Here is a 21330-nt window from a genome sequence, read left to right as displayed (position 1 = left end):
GTCAGCCCTCCTTGCGGGTGCGCGGGTCGAGCAGCAGGTACGCGATGTCCGCGATCAGGTTCGCCACCAGCACCGAGATGGTGATGACGAGGAAGATGCCCTGCATCAGCGGATAGTCCTTGGCCCCGACCGCCCGGAAGAGCAGGAAGCCCAGACCGGGGTACGAGAAGACGATCTCCACCAGCAGGGTGCCGCCGACGATGAAGCCCAGCGACAGCGCAAAGCCGGAGACGTTGGGCAGCAGGGCGTTGCGGGCGGCGTAACTCAGCGCCACCCGGCGGTCCGACAGGCCCTTGGCGTGCGCGACCGTGATGTAGTCCTCCGCCGCGACGGTGACCATCATGTTGCGCATGCTCAGGATCCAGCCGCTCACCGACGAGATGAGAATCGTCAGGGCGGGCAGCAGGCTGTGCTGGATGGCGCTGGGGATGAAGTACTGGTCCCAGGCCGGCACGTAGGCGCCGTCGTAACCACCCGACGACGGGAAGAAGCTGTCCGGCCCGGCGAGCAGGTAGATCGCCAGCAGGCCCAGCCAGAAGTACGGCACCGAGGAGAGGAACGTGGTCGCCGGCAGCAGGCCGTCGATCCACGAGCCGCGCCGCCAGCCGGCCAGCACGCCGAGGCTGGTGCCGATGAAGAAGCTGATGATGGTCGTGATGCCGACCAGCGCCACGGTCCACGGCAGAGCGTCACCGATGACCTCGGAGACCGGCGACGGGAAGGCCGTGAAGGACAGGCCCAGGTCGCCCTGGAAGAGCTGCTTCCAGTAGTCGATGTACTGGCTCCACACGCTGGCGTTCTTGTCCAGGCCGAACAGCACGTAGAGCGAGTCGATCGCGTCGGTGCTCATCTGCCCCTGGAACCGGGCGAGCAGCGACTTGACCGGGTCACCGGGGATCATCCGGGGGATGAAGAAGTTGATCGTGATCGCGGCCCACGCCGTGAAGAGGTAGAACAGGACCCGCTGGACCAGGAACTTCATCGGACCTCCTCCGGGTGCGCGTGGTCGGCGACCGTGACGGCCTCGGGGGAGTGATCGATCGCCGCGGAGCCGGGCTTCTCGGCCGCGACGGTGGCCTCGTCGTAGAGCCAGCAGGCGGCCCAGTGCCCCGGCTTGTCGCCGATCTCGAGCCGGACCGGCAGGTCCGTCGTGCACCGCGGCATCGCCATCGGGCAGCGCGGGTGGAAACGGCAGCCGCTCGGCGGCTTGATCAGGCTGGGCGGCTCACCGTTACCGCGGTCGGCGTGGTCACCGAGCATGTTCGCGATGCGGTCCGGGTCCGGCGCCGAGTCGATCAGCAGCCGGGTGTACGGGTGCGCCGGCGTCTGGGTGACGGTCTCGCTGTCACCGCCCTCGACCATGCGGCCCGCGTACATCACCATCGTGTCGTCGGCGAAGTACCGGGCCGAGGCGATGTCATGGGTGATGTAGAGGATGGCGAGGTTGAGGCGTTCCTTGAGGTCCCGCAGGAGGTTGAGCACGCCGAGGCGGATCGAGACGTCCAGCATGGACACCGGCTCGTCGGCGAGCAGGGCCTCGGGGTCCGCGCCCAGCGCCCGGGCGATGGCGACACGCTGCCGCTGACCACCGGAGAGCTCGTGCGGGAACTTGTCGAGGTAACGCTCCGGCGGGGTCAGGCTGACCCGGGTGAGCAGGTTGGTCAGGGCCTCTTCGAGCTCCGCCGCGTTGCTGCCCGCGTTGTGGTGGATCTTCAGCGACCGTGTCAGGTGGTACCGGATGGTGTGCACCGGGTTCAGCGACGCGAACGGGTCCTGGAAGATCATCTGGACCCGGGCGGCGTACTGGCGGAAGTGCCGGCCGCCCCGGACCTTGGTGCTCTGACCGTGGAGCTGGATGTCGCCGGCGGTGCGCGGGTAGAGCTGCGCGAGCAGGCGGGCGACGGTGGATTTGCCGGAGCCGGACTCGCCGACCAGGGCGGTCACGCGGCCGCGCCGCAGCGTGAGATGTACGTCATCAACCGCGTGGACGGCGTCGTGCGTGCGGTTGAAAAGGTCGCGCAGCCGCCGGCGGACGGGGAAGTGCTTGGTCAGGCCGATCGCCTCAAGCACCACCTCGTTGGCCGGCGCCTCGGCCTCTTGGCTCAACGTCATTGCCGAGTTCCTTCGCAGGGGGTGTCGGAACTGCCGCGGTGCCGCCCCCGGGACACAGGTCCCGGGGGCGGCGGTGCGGATCAGGAGTTGGCGGGCTTGAGGTGCAGGACGACGTCCAGGGCGTTGGCCTGCGTGGGCTGACCGGCGCCGTAGGTGTTGGTGTCGTCGGGCCAGCCGACCCAGTTCTTGGTGCTGTACGCCATACCGATGTTGTCCGCGCCGACCGGGATCATCGGAACCTGCTCCACGAAGATCTTCTGGATCGTGTTCATCGCGGTCTTGCGGGCTGCGTCATCCGTGGCGTTCGCGTACGCCGCCAGGGCCGTGGTGGCCTCGGGGCTGTTGAAGCGGCCGAAGTTGCCACCCGGGGAGGCGGTGCCGATCTTCTTCAGCACCTTGCCGTCCATGATGGTCTGGTAGATGTCGTAAGGCGTCGAGCCACCGTTGGTCCAGCGGAAGGTGGCGTCGAACTTGCCCTCCTCGACGTTGCGGAACCAGGCGTCCTGGTTCGCCTTGTCGACGGTGGCGGCGATGCCGATCTGCGCGAAGTTGTCCTTCACGATCTCGAGCGAGGTCTGGTAGTCGGACCAGCCGCTCGGGTCGGTCAGGGTGATCTTCACCGGCTTGCCGCTCGGGTCGTTCAGCGTGGTGCCGTTGAGCTTGAACCCGGCGTCGGCGAGGACCTTCTTGGCGCCCTCGACGTCGACGGTCTGGTTCTTGCCCTTGTACTCCTCCGCGACGAACGCGTCACCGGCGGGCGACGGGAGACCCGTCACGCTGGTCACCAGCGGGTGGAAGTAGCCGGCCTCGGCCTGGTTGAAGATGTCCTCGCGGTTGACGACCATGCTCATCGCCTTGCGCAGGGCCACGTTGTCGAACGGCGCCTTGGTGGTGTTGATGTAGAGGCCGTGGATGCCGAGCACCGGCGGGGCCCAGACCTTGTAGTGCGCCGGGTCCTTGTCGATGAAAACCGTCTTGTAGTTCGGGATGAAGACGAAGGACCACTCGGCGGAGCCGTCCGACAGGGCGGTGGTCTGCGCGTTGTTGTCGGTGTACGACGTGTAGCGCAGCTCCTTCACCTGCGGCAGGTCCTGCCAGTAGCCCTCGGTGCGGACCGACAGCGTGGTGGTCTGCGGGGTGAAGGACTTCAGGGTGTACGGGCCCGAGCCGACCGGCGTCTTGTTGGCGTCGGTGGCGGGGTCCTTGATGCCTTCCCAGATGTGCTTCGGCACGATCGGGGTCTGGCCCAGCCACTTGTCCTTGTAGACGAACATCGAGTTGGTGAACGTGACCGTCACCGTGCTGCCGCTGGCGGTGATCTCGCCGTACGGCGTGGCGGCGGAGTTCAGCGCCTCGTTGGTCTTGATCAGGTTGAACGTGTAGGCCACGTCCTCCGCGGTGAGCTTCTGGCCGTCGGACCAGGTGGCGTTGTCGCGGACCGTGATGGTGACCTTCTTGAAGTCCGGCGACCACTCGGCGCCGGTGGCGAGCCACGGCTTCGACGGGTCGGCCGGCTTCACCGGGTTCCACATCATCAGCGGCTCGTAGAGCATCCAGCGGTAGCCGAGCGAGGCACCCGCCGACGTGCCGAGGAACGGGTTGTGGTTCTCGGTCTGCGGACCGTTCGGCATGCCCACGGTCAGGAACGTGGCACCACCGGAAGCGTTCTTGTTGCCCGCGTTGGGGGAGTCGCCGCTGCAAGCAGCGAGTCCGCCCGAGGCGAGCACGCCCGCCAGGGCGACCGCGAACAGTTTCCTTCTCTGCATCTCTAATTCTCCTCAGGTGTTACGGATTCGGGTGAGAGGGGTGCCCCGAGGAAGGGCGGGTGCGCCGGTGCCGGAGCAACGGCTGTAGGTGCTATTCCGGGGGACTTGCGAGGTACGTGTTACGAAGGTTCGGCATAGGGGCCCGCGCCGGTCGAGCCGCGGGCGGTGAAGGTGGCGGGAATGACGGTCGGGCGGTTGGGCAGGGGTGAGCCCTCGAAGTGGGCGAGCAGCGTGCGTGCCGCGGCCTCGCCCATCTCCCGCAGCGGTTGGTGCACGGTGGTCAGCGGCGGCTGGGTGTGCGCCGCCATGGGAATGTCGTCGAAGCCCACCACCGCGACGTCCTGCGGGATGCGCCGGCCGCTGTCGAGCACGGCCTGCATCGCGCCGGTGGCGGAGAGATCGTTGTGCGCGAAGATCGCGTCGAACTCCAGGCCCGCCTCGTACGCGGACTGGACAGCCTCGAAGCCGCAGGCGATGGTGAAGTCGCCCGGCAGCACGCGGTCCGCGGTGACGGGGTGGCCGGCCTCGGCGTAGACGGCGGCGAACCCGTCGAGCCGCTGGGCGGTGCAGCCGAAGCGCTCCGGCCCCGCGATGACGAGCGGCTTGTGCCGCCCGATCTCGAGCAGGTGCCGGGCGGCCGCGCCGGCGCCGGTGTGGTTGGTGGTGCCGACGCTCGGGATCTGCACCGGCTGCACGTCGCGGTCGTCGATGAGCACCACCGGCAGCCCGCGGGCGTGCAGGGTGGCGATGTAGTCGAGGGTGCCTTCCGGCTCGATCACCAGCAGGCCGTCGAAGCTCTTGGCGGAGACCTGGGCGCCGAACTGGCGCATGGACTCCTCGCCGCGGTTGCAGGTGAACAGCAGCAGGCCGTACCGCTCGGTCTCGAGGACGTCGACGGCGCCCTGCAGGACGTCGCCGATCCACGGCCAGGTGAGCGAGGGGACCAGCATGCCGACCACGCGGGTGCGGCCACGGGCCAGGCCGACCGCCCGTGAGCTGGGCACGTAGCCCATTTCCTCGATGACCTTGCGGACCCGGGCGGCGGTCGACTCGTCCAGTTCACCCTTGCCGTTGAGCACCCGGGAGACAGTGGTCTTGCTGACCTTTGCCCGGGCCGCCACATCGGCGATGGTGATTGGCACGTGTCCTCCGACTGTTACCGCGAACGTGTCCGGATGGTGTCACCGCAGTTTCGGAACCGGTTTCGGGAGCGGTTCCGGCAGTTAACTCTGGTGACCCGGCTCACGTCAACGAGTCGGAAGCTTTATTTAGGTTTCGAGACGATAACCAAGGGGATGCTCGCTCGTTTACAAGGTTCGCAACGGTCATCCAAGCGGTGCAAACCGCCCCGCGCCCTCGATCCGGCGCACCAGTTCGGGCAGCACCTCACCCAGTGCGGCATCGACGATCAGACCGGCGTACGGCTCGCCGCGCGTGACGCCCTGGTTGACGATCGCCACGCGGATGCCGTCCTTGGCCGCACGCAGGACGAAGCGCCGCCCCGACATGACCGTCAGGGACGAACCCAGCACCAGCAGTGTCCGCGCACCGGCGACGAGCTCGAAGCTGCGGCTCACGCGGGCGGGCGGAACCGTCTCGCCGAAGTAGACGACGTCGGGCTTGAGCATGCCGCCGCAGGCGAGACAGTCGACCACCGTGAAGCCGTCCAGCTCGGCGTCGTCGATGTCCACGTCACCGTCGGGGTTGACCGCGGTCACCGCGGCCGCAAAGCCGGCGTTGGCCGCGTCCAGGCGCTCGGAGTGCTCCTCACGGGCGGTCAGCTCACCGCAGTCCAGACAGGTGATCCGGGACAGGTTGCCGTGCAGCTCGACCACGCCGTGCGCGCCGCCGGCCTGGTGCAGCCCGTCGACGTTCTGGGTGATGATGCCGTCGACCCGGGCCAGCTCCTGAAGACGCGCGACCGCCCGGTGCCCGTCGTTGGGCCGGGCGTCGCCGATCGTGCGCCAGCCGAGGTGGCTGCGCGCCCAGTACCGCCGGCGGGCCACGGGGTCCCGGGTGAAGGCCTGATAGGTCATCGGCGTGGCGCTGCGCCGGGCCGCGCCCGACGGGCCACGGTAGTCCGGGATGCCCGATTCGGTGGACAGGCCGGCCCCGCTGAGCACCACCACGCCGCCGTCGCCGGTCCACTCGACGAGCTGTTCGATCTGTGTCACTCACCCATGGTCCCTCACTCGCCGGAGTGGGACGAAGGACGCAGTCACCACTATCTGTGCACGGACGGGCCGAGAACGGTATCTTGATCGGGTGGCTGTCGTCGTGCGCCTGCTCCCCCGTCACTGGGACGGGCGCCGCCTGCTGCAATTTCTGACCGGGCTGGCCCTGATCGCGCTGGCTTTTGCGGCCCCGGCCCTCGCCGGGACACCCGTGGACGCCCCTCAGGAGCCCGCCTTCACGGTCGTGACCACGGTCGACACGCCGGTGGCACCCGCCCGGGTCGAGGTCGGAAGTCCGGACGTCACCGCCCCCGATGCCTCCGCGGGCGCTGCCCTCGGCGAGGCCGGCGGCGACGACGAGATCTGCACCGATGCGGCCGGACGGCTGCACGGCACCACCGTCGACGCGAACGGTGAGCGCGGACCGCCGCGCATCTGAGCACGTCGCACCACTCCCGCATCCGACGGCGTCGGCCCGTGGCTCCGAGCACCGCAGAGCCCGCTGACCCGTCGTTCCGGTGGCTCCGTCACTCCTGTGCGCGTACGGGATCCGGATCTGCCACCGGCCGCCGCCGAGAGCGGCCCGGAGACCGTCACCCACCGCTGAGATCCTGAGAGAAGCCGGTGTTCATCGTGGAAACCGCTGCAACCGTCTGGATGATCGTGCTGCTGGCCGTCGCTGCCGCGACGGCCATCCTCGCCGTGCCCCGCCGTCCGTCCCGCGCCGCCGCCCTCCCGGCCGCGGACCCCTACGCCGAGCAGGTCGCGCTGGCCGCTGAGCAGGCGGCCGCCATCGCCCGCCGCCGCCGCGCCGACTGGACCCGCGCCCAGGAGGAGGTCGACGCGGCCTGGGCGGCGTTCGACGTCGCTGACCGTGACGCCCGCCGCTATGCCGCCGCGGCCGCCTTCCCGGTCTTCAAGCAGCGCCGCACCCGGGCCGAGCTCGCCGACCGGGAGCGCCACCTGCACCGCTCGGCGACGGCCTACTGCCGCCGCCGGGAGTTGTCGATCGCCCAGCTCAACGAGGTGCTGGCGCATCGCGGCGGCTGGAACCCGCGCCGGCATCCGGTCGCCCAGGAGGCCGCCCTGCGTGCCGCCGTCCGCGAGCACCGGTTCGCCGACTACCAGGCGGCGACCGGCCGGGAGCGGCAGGCCTGGCAGGATGCCGAGCGGGCAGCCGCCACGGTGCGTAGTCTTCGGGCGGAGGCCCTGCAGGTGCGTGCCCGCGCCGGGCGCGACGTGCACTACGAGGAGCAGTGGACCTCGGTGCGGCCGGCCAAGGCGCGTCTTGCGGTGCACTGAGCCGCTCTGTCCTCTGTGGACCGGCATCGCCGCGGCCCGGGCGTTGCGGCGCGGAACACAGGCAGGCCAGGTACCGTCACAGGGTCGCTGATGACAGACGGCAGGAGGCCGAAGTGTCCTTGACCCCGGCGGGTCGACCGAGCGTCGTGCGCCTGCACCGGGCCGCGCGCATCGAGGACGCCGTGCACGAGGTGATCGAGCGACGGCTGCGGAACCGCGGCTGGGAGCCGGTGATCACCGCGTACACGGGTTACGGCGCACCCGGCTGGGCCCGCGTCATGGCCCGCGTCGTGCTCACCCGGCGCAGCCAGGCCGTCCGGCGGCTGGAGAAGACGCGCGGCTGGCGCAGCTTCACCACGTCGCCGGTGAACAACGCGCCCGTCCAGATCCAGGTCGGCGACCAGATCCACGAGACCCGGACGGACCGCAGCGGGTATGTCGACACCCGGGTCAAGGGTGATCTCGAGCCCGGCTGGGCGAAGGTGCGGCTGACCACCGACGGCGCCGAGCCGGTCGAGGCCCCGATCCGCGTGGTCGACCCGGCCATGAAGTTCGGTGTCGTGTCCGACATCGACGACACGATCATGGTGACCGCGCTGCCACGGCCGCTGCTCGCCGCGTGGAACACGTTTGTCCTCGACGAGCACGCCCGCATGGCCGTTCCCGGCATGGCCGTGCTCTACGAGCGCCTGGTGACCGCCAACCCCGGCGCGCCCGTCTTCTACCTCTCCACCGGCGCGTGGAACGTCGCGCCGACGCTGACCCGCTTTCTCTCCCGGCACCTCTACCCGGCCGGTCCGCTGCTGCTCACCGACTGGGGCCCGACCCCGGACCGCTGGTTCCGCAGCGGTCAGGAGCACAAGCGCAACACCCTGCGGCGGCTCTCGGCGGAGTTCCCCGACATCAAGTGGCTGCTCATCGGTGACGACGGCCAGCACGACCAGGAGATCTACTCCGAGTTTGCGCACACCCACCCGGAGAGTGTCGCCGCGGTCGCCATCCGCCGGCTCTCGCCGACGCAGGCCGTGCTCGCCGGCGCCGTCCCCGGGCCGTCGGGCACCCCGGAGGCGGTCGGCTCCGGGGGCAAGACGTGGTTTGCGGCTCCCGACGGCGCAGGCCTGTATTCCCTGCTCAAGGACACCGATGTCGTCTGAGGGTCAGTCCTCACCGGTGGTGGCGGGCGCCTCGTCCGCCGCCTCCGCGACCCGGGCGTGCAATCGCCCCCGGATCTCGTCCGGCGTGTACGCCCGTCGCTTACGCTCCGAACGCGCCAGCACCGCACCCGTGGCGGCGACTCCTGCCAGCCCGGCCAATCCCGCTACCTTCCACCAACGCATCTGCTGAGGATAGACAAGTGGTTGCCGACATCAGCCTCGACGAGGCCATCGATCTCACGCGTACGGGTGACATCTGGATCTTCCGGGGCCGCTCAGGACCGGATCGTGCCATCCAGACGATGACCAACAGCCCGGTCAACCACGTCGGCATGTCGCTCGTGATCGAGGACATGCCGCCGCTCATGTGGCACGCCGAGCTGGGCAAGTCGCTGCCCGACCTGTGGTCGGGCACGTTCCAGCGCGGCGTCCAGCTCCACGACCTGCGCGACGCGGTCACCGTCTGGGCCAAGCGGTACGGCCAGCGCGGCTGGCTCCGGCAGCTGGAACCGCCCGCCACCGCCGCCATGGAGGACAAGGCGCTCAAGACGGTCGCCCGGCTGGACGGCACACCGTTCCCGTCCAGCGCGCAGCTCGCCTGGCGCTGGGCCCGCGGCCGGGTCCCGCAGATCCGCCTCCCCTGGCAGGAGAAGGCGGAAGCCGACGCCGACCTCGAGACGGCGTACTGCGCCGAGGTCGTCGCCGTGACCTACGAAGACATGGGGCTGCTGCCGCGGGGGAAGCAGCCCAGCTGGTACGACCCGGGCCGTTTCTGGAGCGGCGACACCCTGGAGCTGACCGACGGCTACAGCCTCGGCGCGGAGATCGCAGTCCGCACGACCTAGGGTGATGCCGTGGGCTTGGTCGGACGGGTGCCCGAGGTGGTCGCCCTCGACCGGCTGCGTGCTGCCGCCGCTGCCGGGGAGGGCGGTGCCGCGCTGCTCGTCGGCGAGGCCGGCATGGGCAAGACCACGGTGGTCGAGGAGGCGGTGGCCCGGGCTACGGCGGCCGGCGCCACCGTGGCCACCGGTCGGGCGGTGCCCGACGAGGGCGCACCCGCGTACTGGCCGTGGTTGCGGCTGATCGAGGACCTTCCCGGTCTGCCGCCCGAGCTGCTCACCGCGGCCACGGCGGCGGGGGAGTCCCCGGCGGCGGCACGCTTCCGGGTGGCGCAGCGGACCGTGCGCGCGCTCCGCGAAACCGGCCACCTCGTGCTGGTGCTCGAGGACCTCCACTGGGCCGACGCGGGGTCGCTGGCGTTGCTGCGGCTGCTCAGCCGTGAGCTGCCCGGCTCCCGCCTGCTGGTGATCGCCACGGCCCGGCCGCCGTTCCCGCTCGACGACGTGCCGGGTGCGGAGGTGCTGCGCCTCGAGCCGTGGGAGCCCGCGGCCGTGGGTGCGTACCTCGGTCCCGCCGCGCACGCCTCCTGGACGCCGGTCGTGCACCGCCTCAGCGGCGGAAACCCTCTCTACGTCAGGGAACTGACCCGGCAACTGTCCCGTGAGGACAGACTGCGCCGCCCGGCCGGTGGTGTCGGCGTGCCCACCGAGCTGCGCCGCCTCGTCGGCCGGCGGACGGCCCAGCTCGGCGCCGCCTGCCGTGACCTGCTCGGCGGCGCCGCGGCTCTCGGCGCCGAGATCGACGTCGCCGTGCTGCGGGCGGCCGCCCCGGAGCCGGCCGCCGTCGACGACCTGCTCACGGAAGCCCTGGACGCCGGGGTCCTGACCGACGACCCGTGGCGGCCGGCACTGCTGCGTTTTGCGCACGACCTCGTCCGCCAGGCCCGCTACGACGACCTGGCCCGCGCCGAACGCATCGCCTGGCACCACCGCCTGGCCGATGCCCTCGCCGACGCCGGTGCCGCACCCGCCGAGATCGCCCGGCACCGGGTGCGCTGCGCCGTGGACGCCGAGTCGCGGCAGGCCGCCGTGGCGGCCTGCCGTGCTGCCGCCGCGGCCGCGCTGGACTTCGCCGAGGCGATCCGCTGGCACGACCACACGATCGACCTCGCCGACTCACCCGCCGACCGGCTGGCGCGGGCGCTCGCCTCTTATGCGGACGGCCGCCTCGATCACGCCATCGCCGACTGCACCGCCGTGCAACGCGCGGGTGTCCCCACCCTGGCCGTCGAGGCTGCGCTCGTGGTGCGTGGTGTCGCCGGCGCGCACGGCCCGGCGCTCGAGGTCCTGTGTGAACGCGCCCTGGCCCTCGCCGGACGTCATCCGCGGGTGCTCGCGCAGTACGCGTACCTGCTGGCCGAGCGTGGTGACGTGCGCCGGGCCGGCGAGATCAGCGCCGAGGCCATGACCCTGGCCGAGGAGTCCGGTGACCCCGACGACGTGGCCGCGGCCGTTCACGCCCGGCACCAGATCGTCGACCCGTTCGACCAGCCCGAGGTTGTCCTGGCCCTCGCCGACCGCAGCTGCTCCCTCGACCGCCCGGACGCCGAGCTGTGGGGCCGCACGTGGCGCATCGACATGTTCCTGATGCGCGGCGACACCACGGCCGTCGAACAGGAGACCGCGCGGCTGTCCACGCTCGCGGACCGGCTCGGCTGGCCGCTCGCCCGCTGGCACCTGCTGCGCGCCCGGGCCGCCCGCAGCCTCCTCGCGGGCCGGTTCACCGAGGCCGAACAGCTCGCCCTGGAAGCCCGCGACCTGGCCGTACGCACCCAGGACGGCGCCGGCGCCCAGCTCTTCTACGCGTTCGGCGGCGGGCTGGCCCTGCACACCGGCCGGTCGGAGCAGTACCTGGGCCGGGCCGCGGAATGGCTGACCTCGCTCCTGACGGTCCCGATCGCGGCCGCCCAGCTGGGCCGGACAGCGATGGACGCGGGCGACACCACCACCGTCGAACTGTGCTGGCAGAACCTCCGCCCGATCCTCGCCGGCCTGCCCCCGGACGGCCGCCGCACCTACGTGCTGATCACCTCCGGCGAACTGGCCGCCTGGCTGGGCGACCTCGAATCAGCCCGCAAGTGCTACGACCGCACGGTCCGCTACGAACACATCCACCTGAACAACACCACCAGCTGCTACGGCGCGACCGCCCGCTCCCTCGGCACGATCGCCTCCGCCCTGGGCGACCACGACGCCGCGGTCCGCCACCTCACCACCGCGGTCACGATGGACGCGTCCTCACCACCCTTCGAAGCCCACGCCAAACTCGGCCTCGCCCAAGCCCTTATCTCCCGTGCCGCACCGGGCGACCGCCGCCGAGCGCAAGACCTCGCGACCGAGGCAGCCACCGCTGCCCGCCGCCTCGGTATGCCCCCGGTAGCCACCGCCGCCCAAACCCTCGCCGACAAAACCTCCGGCGCCGGCGCCCTCACCACCCGCGAACGCGAAATCGCCCACCTGGTCGCCGAAGGCCACCCGAACCGCACCATCGCCGCCGACCTGGTCCTCTCCGAACGCACCGTCGAAACCCACGTCCGCAACCTGCTCGCCAAGCTGGGTCTGACCAACCGCACCCAGATCGCCACCTGGATACGTACCACCTCTCAGCGGTAGCACTGAGGCCTTTCCCGCCGCGGCCGACCAGGCTTCCCACCATGACACCCGATGTGACCACCACAGCCCGCCCCGGCACTTACCGCATCGACCCGCGCCGCACGACCGTCCACCTCACGGCCACGCACTTCCTCGGCCTGAAACCGGTCGACGCCACCCTGACGGTCCGCTCCGGCACCCTGATGATCGCCGCCGACCCCGAACACTCCACGGTCTCCGCCGAACTCGACGCCACCAGCTTCACCACCGACGACAAACGCCGCGACAAAGACGTCCTCGGCCACCGCTTCCTCGCCACCGACAGCCACCCGGTGATCAGCTTCCGCAGCACCGCCGTGACCCGCACCCCCGAAGGCTGGCAGCTGACCGGCATCCTCGCCCTGCGCGGCGGCTCCGCCCCGATCAACCTGCACCTCACCGAAGCGGTTCCGGTCGCGGACGGCTACCGCTTCACCGCAACGACCACGATCGACCGCATCGCCGCCGGCGTGACAGCAGGCCGCGGCCTGATCGCCCGCCACGTAAAGGTAAGGATCGAGTGCGTCGCGACAGCGGGCTGATCGCAGCCTCGTAGTTGCGACCATCGCTTCCGCCGAGACGGTTTCCGGCTCAGGGCGAAGTTCAAAGTCATGTCGTGCGTGGTTGCATGGCGCCGGCCGTCGCTCCCGCCGAGACCGGGCGGGGGTGGCCAATCGCCTGGCGGCTCATGAGCAGCCACCCCCACCCTGCCAGCTCCGTGCTTCCCAAAACCCGCGCCAGGCAAGGCATCGCAGCACGATGGCCTTTGAGCAGCTGTCCGCTTTGGACACTGTGGGGCCCGTCGTTTCTCGGATTAAAGGCCTTTCTCTACCTCGCCCACCGGGACTTCTGGGGCTCGGAGGCGAGGGCGAGAGGTGGTCCGGCGGCATGGTTGCTGCAGCTTGCTGTCCAGGTCCGCGGGTGCCCGATCCTGCCGCGCCCGATCCTGTCGCGCCCGATCCTGTCGCGCCCGATCGTGCCGCGCCCGATCCTGTCGCGCCCGATCGTGCCGCGCCCGATCCTGTCGCGCCCGATCGTGTCGCGCCCGATCCTGTCGCGCCCGACCCGGCCAGTGCCAGACCCCGTCGCGCCCGGCCCGGCCGGTGCCCGACCTAGCCGATGCGCGTGACCCCGGGCCGGTTATCCAAACCCGGCCGGTGCCGGATTCGGCTGCGCCCGCCCGGCCGGTCCGTGATTCGCACGGCGCGTGACCCCGTCGCGCCCGATCCGGCCGGTGCCCGATCCATCTGGCGCCCGATCCAGCCGGTTGTGCAACCTGGCCAAGCCCGATTCGGCCAGCTGGCCATCCGATCCGGCCGGTGCCCGATCTGGGCGCATCCGATTTGGGCGTTGCCCGATCTAATCGTTGCTGGATCTGGGCGTTACCCGACCCAGCCGACGCGCGCGACCCAAGGGGGCAATACAACGGGGCCGGTGCCCGATCTCGTCGCGCCACCCCGGCCGTTGCCCGACCTGGTCGTTGCTCGATCCGGCCGCGTTTGATCTGGCCGGACATCTGACCCGGCCCGTGCCGGATCCGGCTGCCCGCCCGGCTGGTGCCCGCCCTGGCCGTTGCGCGATCTGGCCGCTCATCCGACCCGGCTGCGCCCGTTCCGGCTGGTGTGGCGCTACTTGGCCGGGTTCTCGACCCGCCCGGTGCCCGACCCGCCCGGCGCGCGACCCAGCCGCGCCGGGTCCAGTCGGTCATCCAATCCTGCTGTTGGTCGGTCTGGTCGCCGGGCCCGGTTCGGCCGTGGCCGCCCCGGCTGGAGCGACCCGCCTGGTGCTCGATCCGGCCGTCGCCGAACCGGCTGGCTGATCGGGCATCGCTGGGCGGATGAGTGTGGGTCTGTGGAGTGGCTGGGCGGTGGGTGGAGGGGGTTTGGTTACGGTGGGTTGGTGGGGCGGAGTGAGGTGGTTTTTCTTGGTGGGCGGTCCGGGGTGGGGAAGAGCAGCGTGGGCAACGAGATCCACGAGCAGCTGTCCGAGGCCCGGATCCACCATTGCCTGATCGAGGGTGACAACCTCGATCTCGCCTATCCGCCGCCGTGGGAGCACAACCTGGGTGCGCGGAACCTGGGCGCGATGTGGGCCAACTACCGGGAGCTCGGTTATCGGCGGATGGTCTACACCAACACGGTGAGCGTCCGGTTTGTCGACGAGCTGACCGCGGCCATGGGTGACGATCCGCGGGTTGTGGCGGTGCTGCTCACGGCCAGTGACGCCACGGCGAGGGTGCGGCTGGCGCGGCGTGAGATCGGGTCGGCGTTGGAGCGGCATGTCGAGCGTAGCGACGTGGCTGCTCGGGAGCTTGATGAGTTCAGCCCGGGGTGGGTGCATCGGGTTGCCACCGACGGGCGGCCGGTCGCCGACATTGCCGCTGAGGTCATCGGGTTGGCGGGCTGGACGTCACAGTCCTGAGGGGATGACAACGGGCGCCCGTCTGCGGCTGCTGGGAGGCAGTCGCGGACGGGCGCCCGGTTGACGATCTAGCGGGCGGCCCGGCTCCGGGAGGAGAAGGCCGCGGCGCCGCCGCTGGAGGACTGGCTGGTGTGGACGGCCGTGGAGCCCGTGCCGCCGCGACGGCCGCGGGAGGCGCCGCCCTGGGAGCGGGTGCCCTGGGTGTGGCCGCTCTGGGAGCGACCGCCGCCTTGGCCGCCGCGGGTCGGCTGGTCGCCGCCCGTGCGGGGCGCACCGGCACCGCGGGCCGCACCGGAGCCGCGAGCGGCTCCCGTGCCGCGGGCTGCGCCGGCACCGCGGCCACCGCCCGTGCCTGCCGGGCGGGGGCGACGGGTGCGACCGCCGGCGTTGTCGGTCTCCGGCTCGGGGACCGGGGAGACCGGCGCGCTGTAGGTGCGCTCGCCCGGTGCCAGCTGGGCGAGGAGGGCGTCACCCGGGCGGGCCTTGGTGGTGGTCGGCTTGATGCCGGCCTTGCGGGTGAGGTCGCGGACCTCACTCTGCTGGTCGTCGGTCATCAGCGTGATGACCGTGCCCTGCGCGCCGGCCCGGGCCGTACGCCCGGAGCGGTGCAGGTAGGCCTTGTGCTCGACCGGCGGGTCGGCGTGGATCACGATGGCGACGTCGTCGACGTGGATGCCGCGGGCGGCGATGTCCGTGGCGACGAGGGTCTGCGCGGTGCCGTCCGAGAACGCCGCCATGTTGCGGTTGCGGGCGTTCTGGGCGAGGTTGCCGTGGAGTTCGACCGCGGGGACGCCGGCCTGGACCAGCTGGCGGGTCAGGGTCTTCGCCCGGCGCTTGGTGCGGGTGAAGACGACCGTGCGGCCCGGCGCCGCGGTCAGGTCGACCAGGACCGGGAAGCGGTCGTCGTGGCGCACGTGCAGGACGTGGTGGGCCATCTCGATCGGGGCTTCGGCGGCCGAGTCGACGTGGTGGGTGACCGGCTTGTGCATGAAGCGCTTGACCAGGACGTCCACGCCGCCGTCGAGGGTGGCGGAGAAGAGCATGCGCTGGCCGTCGCGGGGTGTGCCGTCCATCAGGCGGCGGACCACCGGGAGGAAGCCGAGGTCGGCCATGTGGTCGGCCTCGTCGAGCACGGTGATCTGGACCGCGTCCAGGCTGGCGTAACCCTGCTGGATGTGGTCGGCGAGCCGGCCGGGGCAGGCGACGAGCACGTCGACGCCGGCCTTGAGACCGCGGATCTGCGGGTTGGCGCCGACACCGCCGAAGACGGTGAGGGTGCGCAGGCCCAGCAGCTCGGCCAGGGGTGCCAGCGTCGCCTCGATCTGGGTGGCGAGCTCGCGGGTCGGCGCCAGGATCAGCGCGCGGGGCCGCATCGGGCGGCGCGGGGCCTTGCTCTCCGCGAGGCGGGCCAGGACGGGCAGCACGAAGGCGTACGTCTTGCCGGAGCCGGTGCGGCCGCGGCCGAGGACGTCACGGCCGGCGAGCGAGTCGGGCAGCGTGGCGGCCTGGATCGGGAAAGGAGAAGTGATGCCGAGGTCGGCAAGGGCCGCGGCGAGCTTGGTGGGCACGCCGAGGTCAATGAACGAGGACATGTAGGTGTTGACTCCGAAGTTTGAAGGGGTCGTCCTGCCCGGCGCAGACCTACACGGGTCGCGGCGCGTGGTGGTCGATCCAAAGGCGGCCCGAGGCAGAACTGGGCGGGCCGCGAGATCAAGTGTACGCGCCGATCGACTGCAACCCCCCTGCACCCGTGTGTGACCTGTCCTGCACCCGCTGACGATCACCGTTTCTCCTCAGTGCCGGTCTCCCCCCGCCGGCCGGTACCCGAGGAGTGACCCCCCATGAACGGTGTTGTTGTCTTCGACCGCCGTCGCGAGGACGTCGTACGCGCGCACATGCCGCTCGTCGGCCACCTGGTGCGGGAGATGCTGGCCCGGGTACCGGCCCATGTGAACCGGGACGATCTGCTGTCCGCCGGGTACGCGGCCCTGGTGGCGGCGGCCCGTGGTTTCGACGACGAGCGTGGTGTGCCGTTCGCGCGGTTCGCCGCTGCTCGCGTACGCGGGGCTCTGCTGGATGAGTTGCGCGGCCTGGACTGGGCGTCGCGGTCTGTGCGGCAGCGGGCCCGGCGCACCGACACGGCCCGGCAGGAACTGACGGCCGAGCTGGGGCGGACGCCGACGATCGCCGAGGTGGCGGGGCATCTGGGGTGTTCGGTGGAGGACATCGAGTCCGCCGACGACGACGTGCAGCGGGCCGTGGTGTTCAGCCTGCAGGGTTTTGCGACGGCCGGCGCCGACGACATGGTGACCGAGCCGAGTGCCGGCCCGGAGGAGATGCTGATCCGCCGGGAGCGCCTCGGTTATCTGAAGCACGCCATCGACGTGCTGCCGGAGCGGCTGCGGGCGGTCATCACCGGGTACTTCTTCGAGGAGCGTCCGATGGCGCAGATCGCAGTGGAGCTCGGGGTGACGGAGTCGCGGGTCTCGCAGTTGCGGGCGGAGGCGCTGGCTCTGCTGAAGGACGGCCTCAACACGCACCTCGACCCGGCGCTGGCCGCCCAGAGCCCGGCCAAGGAGGGGTGTGTCGCCCGTCGCCGGGCGGCGTACTACGACCAGATCGCCACCCGTGGTGGCCTGCGTGACCGCCTCGCGGTGACCGGCCTCGACGGCCTCCCGGTAGCGGCCTGAGGCCGGCCCGAACGAAAACGGCGGCCTGAAGCCGGCCCCGAACGAAAGCGGCGGCCTGAGGCCGGCCCCGAACGGGACCGGCCTCAGCAAGAACGGGGGATCACGCGTTGGCGCAGGTCCCGGCCTTCTTCTGGGCCGCGATGGCCTTGTCGGCGCCCTTGGCGTAGAGGGCCAGGCCCTCCTTGGCGGGCTCGAGGCGCCAGCCCTCGGCCTCGTAGACCATGGTGTACGACTGCGCCGCGACCAGCTGCTTCGCGATCACGACGGCGCGGTCGGCGCCCTCCATGCGGGCGCTGCTGAGCTGGATCGCGAGACCCTTGCGGGAGCAGGCGGTGTTGAGCTTTACGTAGTCTTCCTTGGTGATGGCCTTCTTGCCGGCTGCGGTGTACATGTCCCAGGCGCCGGCGAAGTCACCTCCGCTGAAACGGTCGAACGTGATCTGAGCGGCGGCCTTCGCGCCCTCGATGGTCTTGGCTTCGGGCCCGGCTGCTGCCGCGGCGGCCGCGTTGCCGGCGGGGGCGTCGGCCTCGTCGTCGGTGCAGGCGGAGGTGAAGGTGAGTGCGGCGGCGGCGATGAGCGCCAGCGCGCCGAGGCGTCGGAACGGGTGGCTGTGGTTCATGCACCGCTTAATGTCGATGGGCCGCCCGGCGTAACGGGCAAGGCCTTGCGGTGACGGATTCCTTACACTTGCCCGTCCGGCCGTAACCCGGGCAACAGAGGTCGCCGCCCGACACGAGCGTGGGCTATTCTGGCCGTTTCCAGGAAACGAAAAAAGCGACCACAAATGGTCGCTGACCTCGGAATGCTACCACAACAGGGAGTAGCTTTGTCAAGCTCCGCCGCCGGTACGGAAACATTGCGGAACGACGACATCGAGTCCGAAAAGGCCTACCTCGCGACGCTCTACGACCGCCTCGACCTGCTGCGTGACCAGGCCGACGAGCGGCTGCGGGCGATTCTGCTCGAGGCGGGCGGCACGCCGCAGGGCCGCTCCCAGCGGGAGGCGACCCGGAGTCACTGGGCCGAGCAGCTCGCCCAGATGAATGCGGTCGAGAACGGTCTGGCCTTCGGCCGGCTCGATTTTTCGGCCGACAATCCCCGCTACATCGGCCGGATCGGGCTCTTCGCCGAGGACCGTGATCAGGATCCGCTCCTCGTCGACTGGCGCGCGCCCGCGGCGCGGGCCTTTTATCTGGCCACCGCGGTGTCCCCCGAGGGGGTGACCCGCCGGCGCCATCTGCGGACCCGGGGCCGCGAGCTGACCGGCATCGACGACGAGGTGCTCGACCTGGCCGCCGGCACCGACGGCGGTCGTGAGGATGTGACCGGTGAGGCGGCGCTGCTCTCCGCGCTGACCGCCAACCGCACCGGCCGCATGCGCGACATCGTCGAGACGATCCAGACCGAGCAGGACGAGGTGATCCGGGCCGGCTTGCCGGGGGTCATGGTCGTTCAGGGCGGACCGGGTACGGGCAAGACGGCCGTGGCGCTGCACCGAGCCGCGTACCTGCTCTACACGTATCGCGCGCAGCTCACCAAGCAGGGTGTGCTGATCCTCGGTCCGAACGCGACGTTCCTGCGCTACATCTCCCAGGTGCTGCCCTCACTGGCCGAGACGGGCGTGCTGCTCGCCACCCTGGGGGATATGTTTCCCGGCGTGACGGCCCGGGCCGACGAGGCGCCGGCCGCCGCGGCGCTCAAGGGCCGGACGGACATGCTCGACGTGCTCGCGGCGGCGGTCGCCGACCGGCAGACCGTGCCGGACGACTACGTCGAGGTCGATCACGACGGCTTCCCGCTGCGCATCGACCGTGAGGTGTGCGAGGACGCGCGTGCCGAGGCCCGCAACTCGGGGCGCCCGCACAACCTGGCCCGGTCGATCTTCGTCACGTCGGTGATCCACACGCTGTCGCTGCAGATCGCCGAGCGCATCGGCGCCGACCCGCTCGGCGGTGACAACCTGCTGGAGGAGGCCGATCTGGCCGAGACCCGGCGGGAGCTGCGCGAGGACATCGACGTCCAGGCCGCGCTCTTCGACCTGTGGCCGGTCCTCACCCCGCGGCAGGTGCTGCGTGACCTGCTCAGCGACGCCGACCGGCTGGCCTCGGCGGCGCCGGAGCTGACCGGCGACGAGCGGGCGCTGCTGCTGCGCGGTCACCGCGACCGCTGGACCCCGGCCGACGTGCCGCTGCTGGACGAGCTGGCCGAGCTGCTCGGCGTGGACGACACACTGCGGTCCCGGGCGGTGGCCCGCGAACGCGAGCAGGCCATCGAGTACGCCGAGGGTGTGCTCGAGATCGTCGAGGGCTCGCGCTCGCTGGACTTCGAGGACGAGGAAGAAGAGGTGCTGTCCGCGATCGACGTCGTGGACGCGAGCTCCTTCGTCGAGCGGCACGAGGTGATCGACACGCGGACCGCGGCCGAGCGTGCGGCGGCCGACCGCAACTGGGTCTTCGGGCACGTGATCGTCGACGAGGCGCAGGAGCTGTCGCCGATGGCCTGGCGTCTGCTCATGCGCCGCTGCCCGAGCCGGTCGATGACCGTCGTCGGCGATGTGGCGCAGACCGGTGAGCTGGCCGGCACGACCACCTGGGAGCAGGTGTTCGAGCCCTACGTCGCGCAGCGCTGGCGTCTCGCCGAGCTGACCGTGAACTACCGCACCCCGGCCGAGGTGATGGCGGTGGCCGCGGACGTGCTCGCCGCGGTCGACCCGTCGCTGCAGCCGCCCCGGTCGGTCCGGACCGCCGGCGTCGAGCCGTGGGCGGCCCGCGTGCGGCCCGGCGCGCTCGCCGAGGAGCTGATCACCACGGTACGCAGGGAAGCGTCCGAGGTCGGGGACGGTCGTGTGGGCGTACTGGTGCCGGCCGGGCTGGAGGAGTCGCTCGGCCGTGAGCTGACCGCGGCGATCCCGGAGGCGGCCGTGGGGGAGCAGCCCGACCTGCTCAACCAGATCGTGCTGCTGACCGTGCGGCAGGCGAAGGGTCTGGAGTTCGACAGCGTGATCGTCGTCGAGCCGGACCGGATCGTCGCGGAGAGCCCGCGCGGGCTGAGTGACCTCTACGTCGCGGTCACGCGGGCGACCCGCGGGCTCGGTGTGCTGCACACCGCCGACCTGCCGAAGGTGCTGAACGCCCTGGCCTGACAACGGAAGAGGGCCGGCGCGTGTGCGCCGGCCCTCACCGTTGTCGCCCTGGTCAGGCAGCCGTCCGGACCGGGGTGGCCAGGGGCGTGAAGCCCTGCGCGTTGGTCATGGCCAGACGCGAGTGCAGGTTGGTGTTGCCGGCGATGTTGGCGTAGTAGCTGGCGCGGCGGCGCGCGGTGATGCTCTCCGGGTTCTCCGGTGCCGGCGCCAGCTCCGGGTCGAGGTGCGTGTTGAGGCCGTCCTTGAGCAGCGAGAGCGCCTCGGCGCGCAGCTGGCTGATCCGGCTCTCGGTCACGCCCAGGTCGGCGGCGATGTCGGCCATCGGCCGCTCCTTGAGGAAGTACTCGGTGATGACGACCTGGAGCCGCTCCGGCAGCGCGGCGATGGCGTGGTGCAGGTAACCGATCTGCTCGCGGCGGATCAGCATGTCCTCCGGGCCCGGGGTGCGCTCGGTGACCAGGTCGTCCGCGCTGCTGGTGGTGAAGCCCTGCAGCGACAGCACGGTGGCGCGCTGCACGTCGTTGTCCGTCTGGTGCAGGTCCGTCGTCGTGGTGCCGAGCGCCTGCGCCAGCTCCTCGTTGGTCGGGGTGCGGCCCAGCGTCGTCGTCAGCTGCTGACGCGTCGTGTCCGTGGCGCGGGCCTTGGTGCGCACCGAGCGGGTCGCCCAGTCCAGCGAGCGGAGCTCGTCGAGGATGGCGCCGCGGATGCGGGTCGTCGCGAAGCGGTGGAACGGGATGCCGCGGGTCTGGTCCCAGCCGCGGGCGGCGGTCACCAGGGCGTGCAGGCCGGCGCTGGTGAGGTCGTCGCGGTGGATGTGGTTCGGGATGCGGGAGAGCATGTCACGCACCAGGTGGCCGACGAGCGGCATGTGGGTGCGGATCAGCTCTTCCTGCTCGCGGGCGGACAGGGCCGGCACGGCGGTCGCGGTGTCGGCGGCAAGGTCGGCAGCGGTCGTCATGGTGCTGGTCATGTGAATCCCCCGTGTGTTGTCGGTGGCCCGCGGCTGGTGGGCACCGGCTGACAAGGGAGAACTTTGCGT

The 21330-nt window shown here is 71.2% G+C and carries 18 protein-coding genes; 9 read left to right on the top strand and 9 right to left on the bottom strand.

Annotation, left to right across the window (positions count from 1 at the left end; genetic code table 11):
* Position 1 precedes the first annotated feature (1 nt).
* The 5 genes from AFR_RS32085 to AFR_RS32065 form a co-directional block, all read right to left on the bottom strand.
* Positions 2-982, bottom strand: coding sequence for an ABC transporter permease (locus tag AFR_RS32085; RefSeq protein WP_023560982.1), 981 nt, complete (start codon positions 980-982; stop codon positions 2-4).
* The gene (locus tag AFR_RS32080) at positions 979-2112 is read right to left on the bottom strand and encodes an ABC transporter ATP-binding protein (protein ID WP_023560981.1); all 1134 of its coding nucleotides are present in this window, start codon (positions 2110-2112) and stop codon (positions 979-981) included. Before AFR_RS32080 ends, AFR_RS32085 begins: the two co-directional genes overlap by 4 nt.
* Before the next feature lie 80 nt (positions 2113-2192).
* Entirely contained in the window at positions 2193-3878 is a 1686-nt protein-coding gene (locus AFR_RS32075) for an ABC transporter substrate-binding protein (protein ID WP_023560980.1), read from the bottom strand.
* Positions 3879-3997: 119 nt separating this feature from the next.
* Positions 3998-5020, bottom strand: a complete 1023-nt coding sequence (locus tag AFR_RS32070) for a LacI family DNA-binding transcriptional regulator (protein WP_023560979.1) — start codon at positions 5018-5020, stop codon at positions 3998-4000.
* 183 nt (positions 5021-5203) lie between these two features.
* Entirely contained in the window at positions 5204-6052 is an 849-nt protein-coding gene (locus AFR_RS32065; protein ID WP_023560978.1) for an NAD-dependent protein deacetylase, read from the bottom strand.
* Between the two features lie 91 nt (positions 6053-6143).
* Between AFR_RS32065 and AFR_RS32060 the strand changes: the two genes are divergently transcribed.
* From AFR_RS32060 to AFR_RS32050, 3 genes are all read left to right on the top strand, one after another.
* Positions 6144-6491 carry a hypothetical protein gene (locus tag AFR_RS32060; RefSeq protein ID WP_023560977.1) on the top strand — a complete coding sequence of 116 codons (348 nt, stop codon included), beginning with the start codon at positions 6144-6146 and terminating at the stop codon, positions 6489-6491.
* Between the two features lie 194 nt (positions 6492-6685).
* The gene (locus AFR_RS32055) at positions 6686-7354 is read left to right on the top strand and encodes a hypothetical protein (RefSeq protein ID WP_148308124.1); all 669 of its coding nucleotides are present in this window, start codon (positions 6686-6688) and stop codon (positions 7352-7354) included.
* A gap of 113 nt (positions 7355-7467) precedes the next feature.
* A complete protein-coding gene (locus AFR_RS32050; RefSeq protein ID WP_023560975.1) occupies positions 7468-8508 on the top strand; it encodes an App1 family protein phosphatidate phosphatase in 1041 nt (346 codons plus the stop codon).
* Positions 8509-8511: 3 nt separating this feature from the next.
* On the opposite strand, the gene AFR_RS32045 is transcribed toward AFR_RS32050, so the two are convergent.
* The gene (locus tag AFR_RS32045) at positions 8512-8691 is read right to left on the bottom strand and encodes a hypothetical protein (RefSeq protein ID WP_041841298.1); all 180 of its coding nucleotides are present in this window, start codon (positions 8689-8691) and stop codon (positions 8512-8514) included.
* Between the two features lie 17 nt (positions 8692-8708).
* Between AFR_RS32045 and AFR_RS32040 the strand changes: the two genes are divergently transcribed.
* The 4 genes from AFR_RS32040 to AFR_RS32025 all read left to right on the top strand — a co-directional run bounded on the left by AFR_RS32040 (position 8709) and on the right by AFR_RS32025 (position 14459).
* A complete protein-coding gene (locus tag AFR_RS32040; protein WP_023560973.1) occupies positions 8709-9353 on the top strand; it encodes a hypothetical protein in 645 nt (214 codons plus the stop codon).
* A 9-nt stretch (positions 9354-9362) separates the two neighbouring features.
* A complete protein-coding gene (locus AFR_RS48510; protein WP_023560972.1) occupies positions 9363-12020 on the top strand; it encodes an AAA family ATPase in 2658 nt (885 codons plus the stop codon).
* A gap of 41 nt (positions 12021-12061) precedes the next feature.
* The gene (locus AFR_RS32030; protein ID WP_041841297.1) at positions 12062-12580 is read left to right on the top strand and encodes a YceI family protein; all 519 of its coding nucleotides are present in this window, start codon (positions 12062-12064) and stop codon (positions 12578-12580) included.
* 1414 nt (positions 12581-13994) lie between these two features.
* Positions 13995-14459: a hypothetical protein gene (locus tag AFR_RS32025; protein ID WP_023560970.1), complete on the top strand. Its 465-nt coding sequence runs from the start codon at positions 13995-13997 to the stop codon at positions 14457-14459.
* Between the two features lie 68 nt (positions 14460-14527).
* Here the strand turns inward: AFR_RS32025 and AFR_RS32020 are convergent, their stop codons facing one another.
* Positions 14528-16051: a DEAD/DEAH box helicase gene (locus AFR_RS32020; RefSeq protein WP_023560969.1), complete on the bottom strand. Its 1524-nt coding sequence runs from the start codon at positions 16049-16051 to the stop codon at positions 14528-14530.
* Between the two features lie 249 nt (positions 16052-16300).
* Between AFR_RS32020 and AFR_RS32015 the strand changes: the two genes are divergently transcribed.
* Positions 16301-17149 carry a sigma-70 family RNA polymerase sigma factor gene (locus AFR_RS32015; RefSeq protein WP_023560968.1) on the top strand — a complete coding sequence of 283 codons (849 nt, stop codon included), beginning with the start codon at positions 16301-16303 and terminating at the stop codon, positions 17147-17149.
* 100 nt (positions 17150-17249) lie between these two features.
* Here AFR_RS32015 and AFR_RS32010 read toward each other — a convergent pair whose 3' ends face one another.
* The gene (locus tag AFR_RS32010) at positions 17250-17768 is read right to left on the bottom strand and encodes a hypothetical protein (protein WP_023560967.1); all 519 of its coding nucleotides are present in this window, start codon (positions 17766-17768) and stop codon (positions 17250-17252) included.
* 165 nt (positions 17769-17933) lie between these two features.
* Between AFR_RS32010 and AFR_RS32005 the strand changes: the two genes are divergently transcribed.
* On the top strand, positions 17934-20291 hold the full coding sequence (locus AFR_RS32005; protein WP_084298205.1) for a HelD family protein: 2358 nt from the start codon (positions 17934-17936) through the stop codon (positions 20289-20291).
* Positions 20292-20343: 52 nt separating this feature from the next.
* Here the strand turns inward: AFR_RS32005 and AFR_RS32000 are convergent, their stop codons facing one another.
* Positions 20344-21261: a sigma-70 family RNA polymerase sigma factor gene (locus AFR_RS32000; protein WP_023560965.1), complete on the bottom strand. Its 918-nt coding sequence runs from the start codon at positions 21259-21261 to the stop codon at positions 20344-20346.
* Positions 21262-21330: the final 69 nt, after the last annotated feature.

The sequence above is a fragment of the Amorphoplanes friuliensis DSM 7358 genome, assembly GCF_000494755.1.
GTDB lineage: Bacteria > Actinomycetota > Actinomycetes > Mycobacteriales > Micromonosporaceae > Actinoplanes > Actinoplanes friuliensis.
Note: the sequence above shows the minus strand (reverse complement) of the source record. Positions and strands in the feature narration are given on the sequence as shown.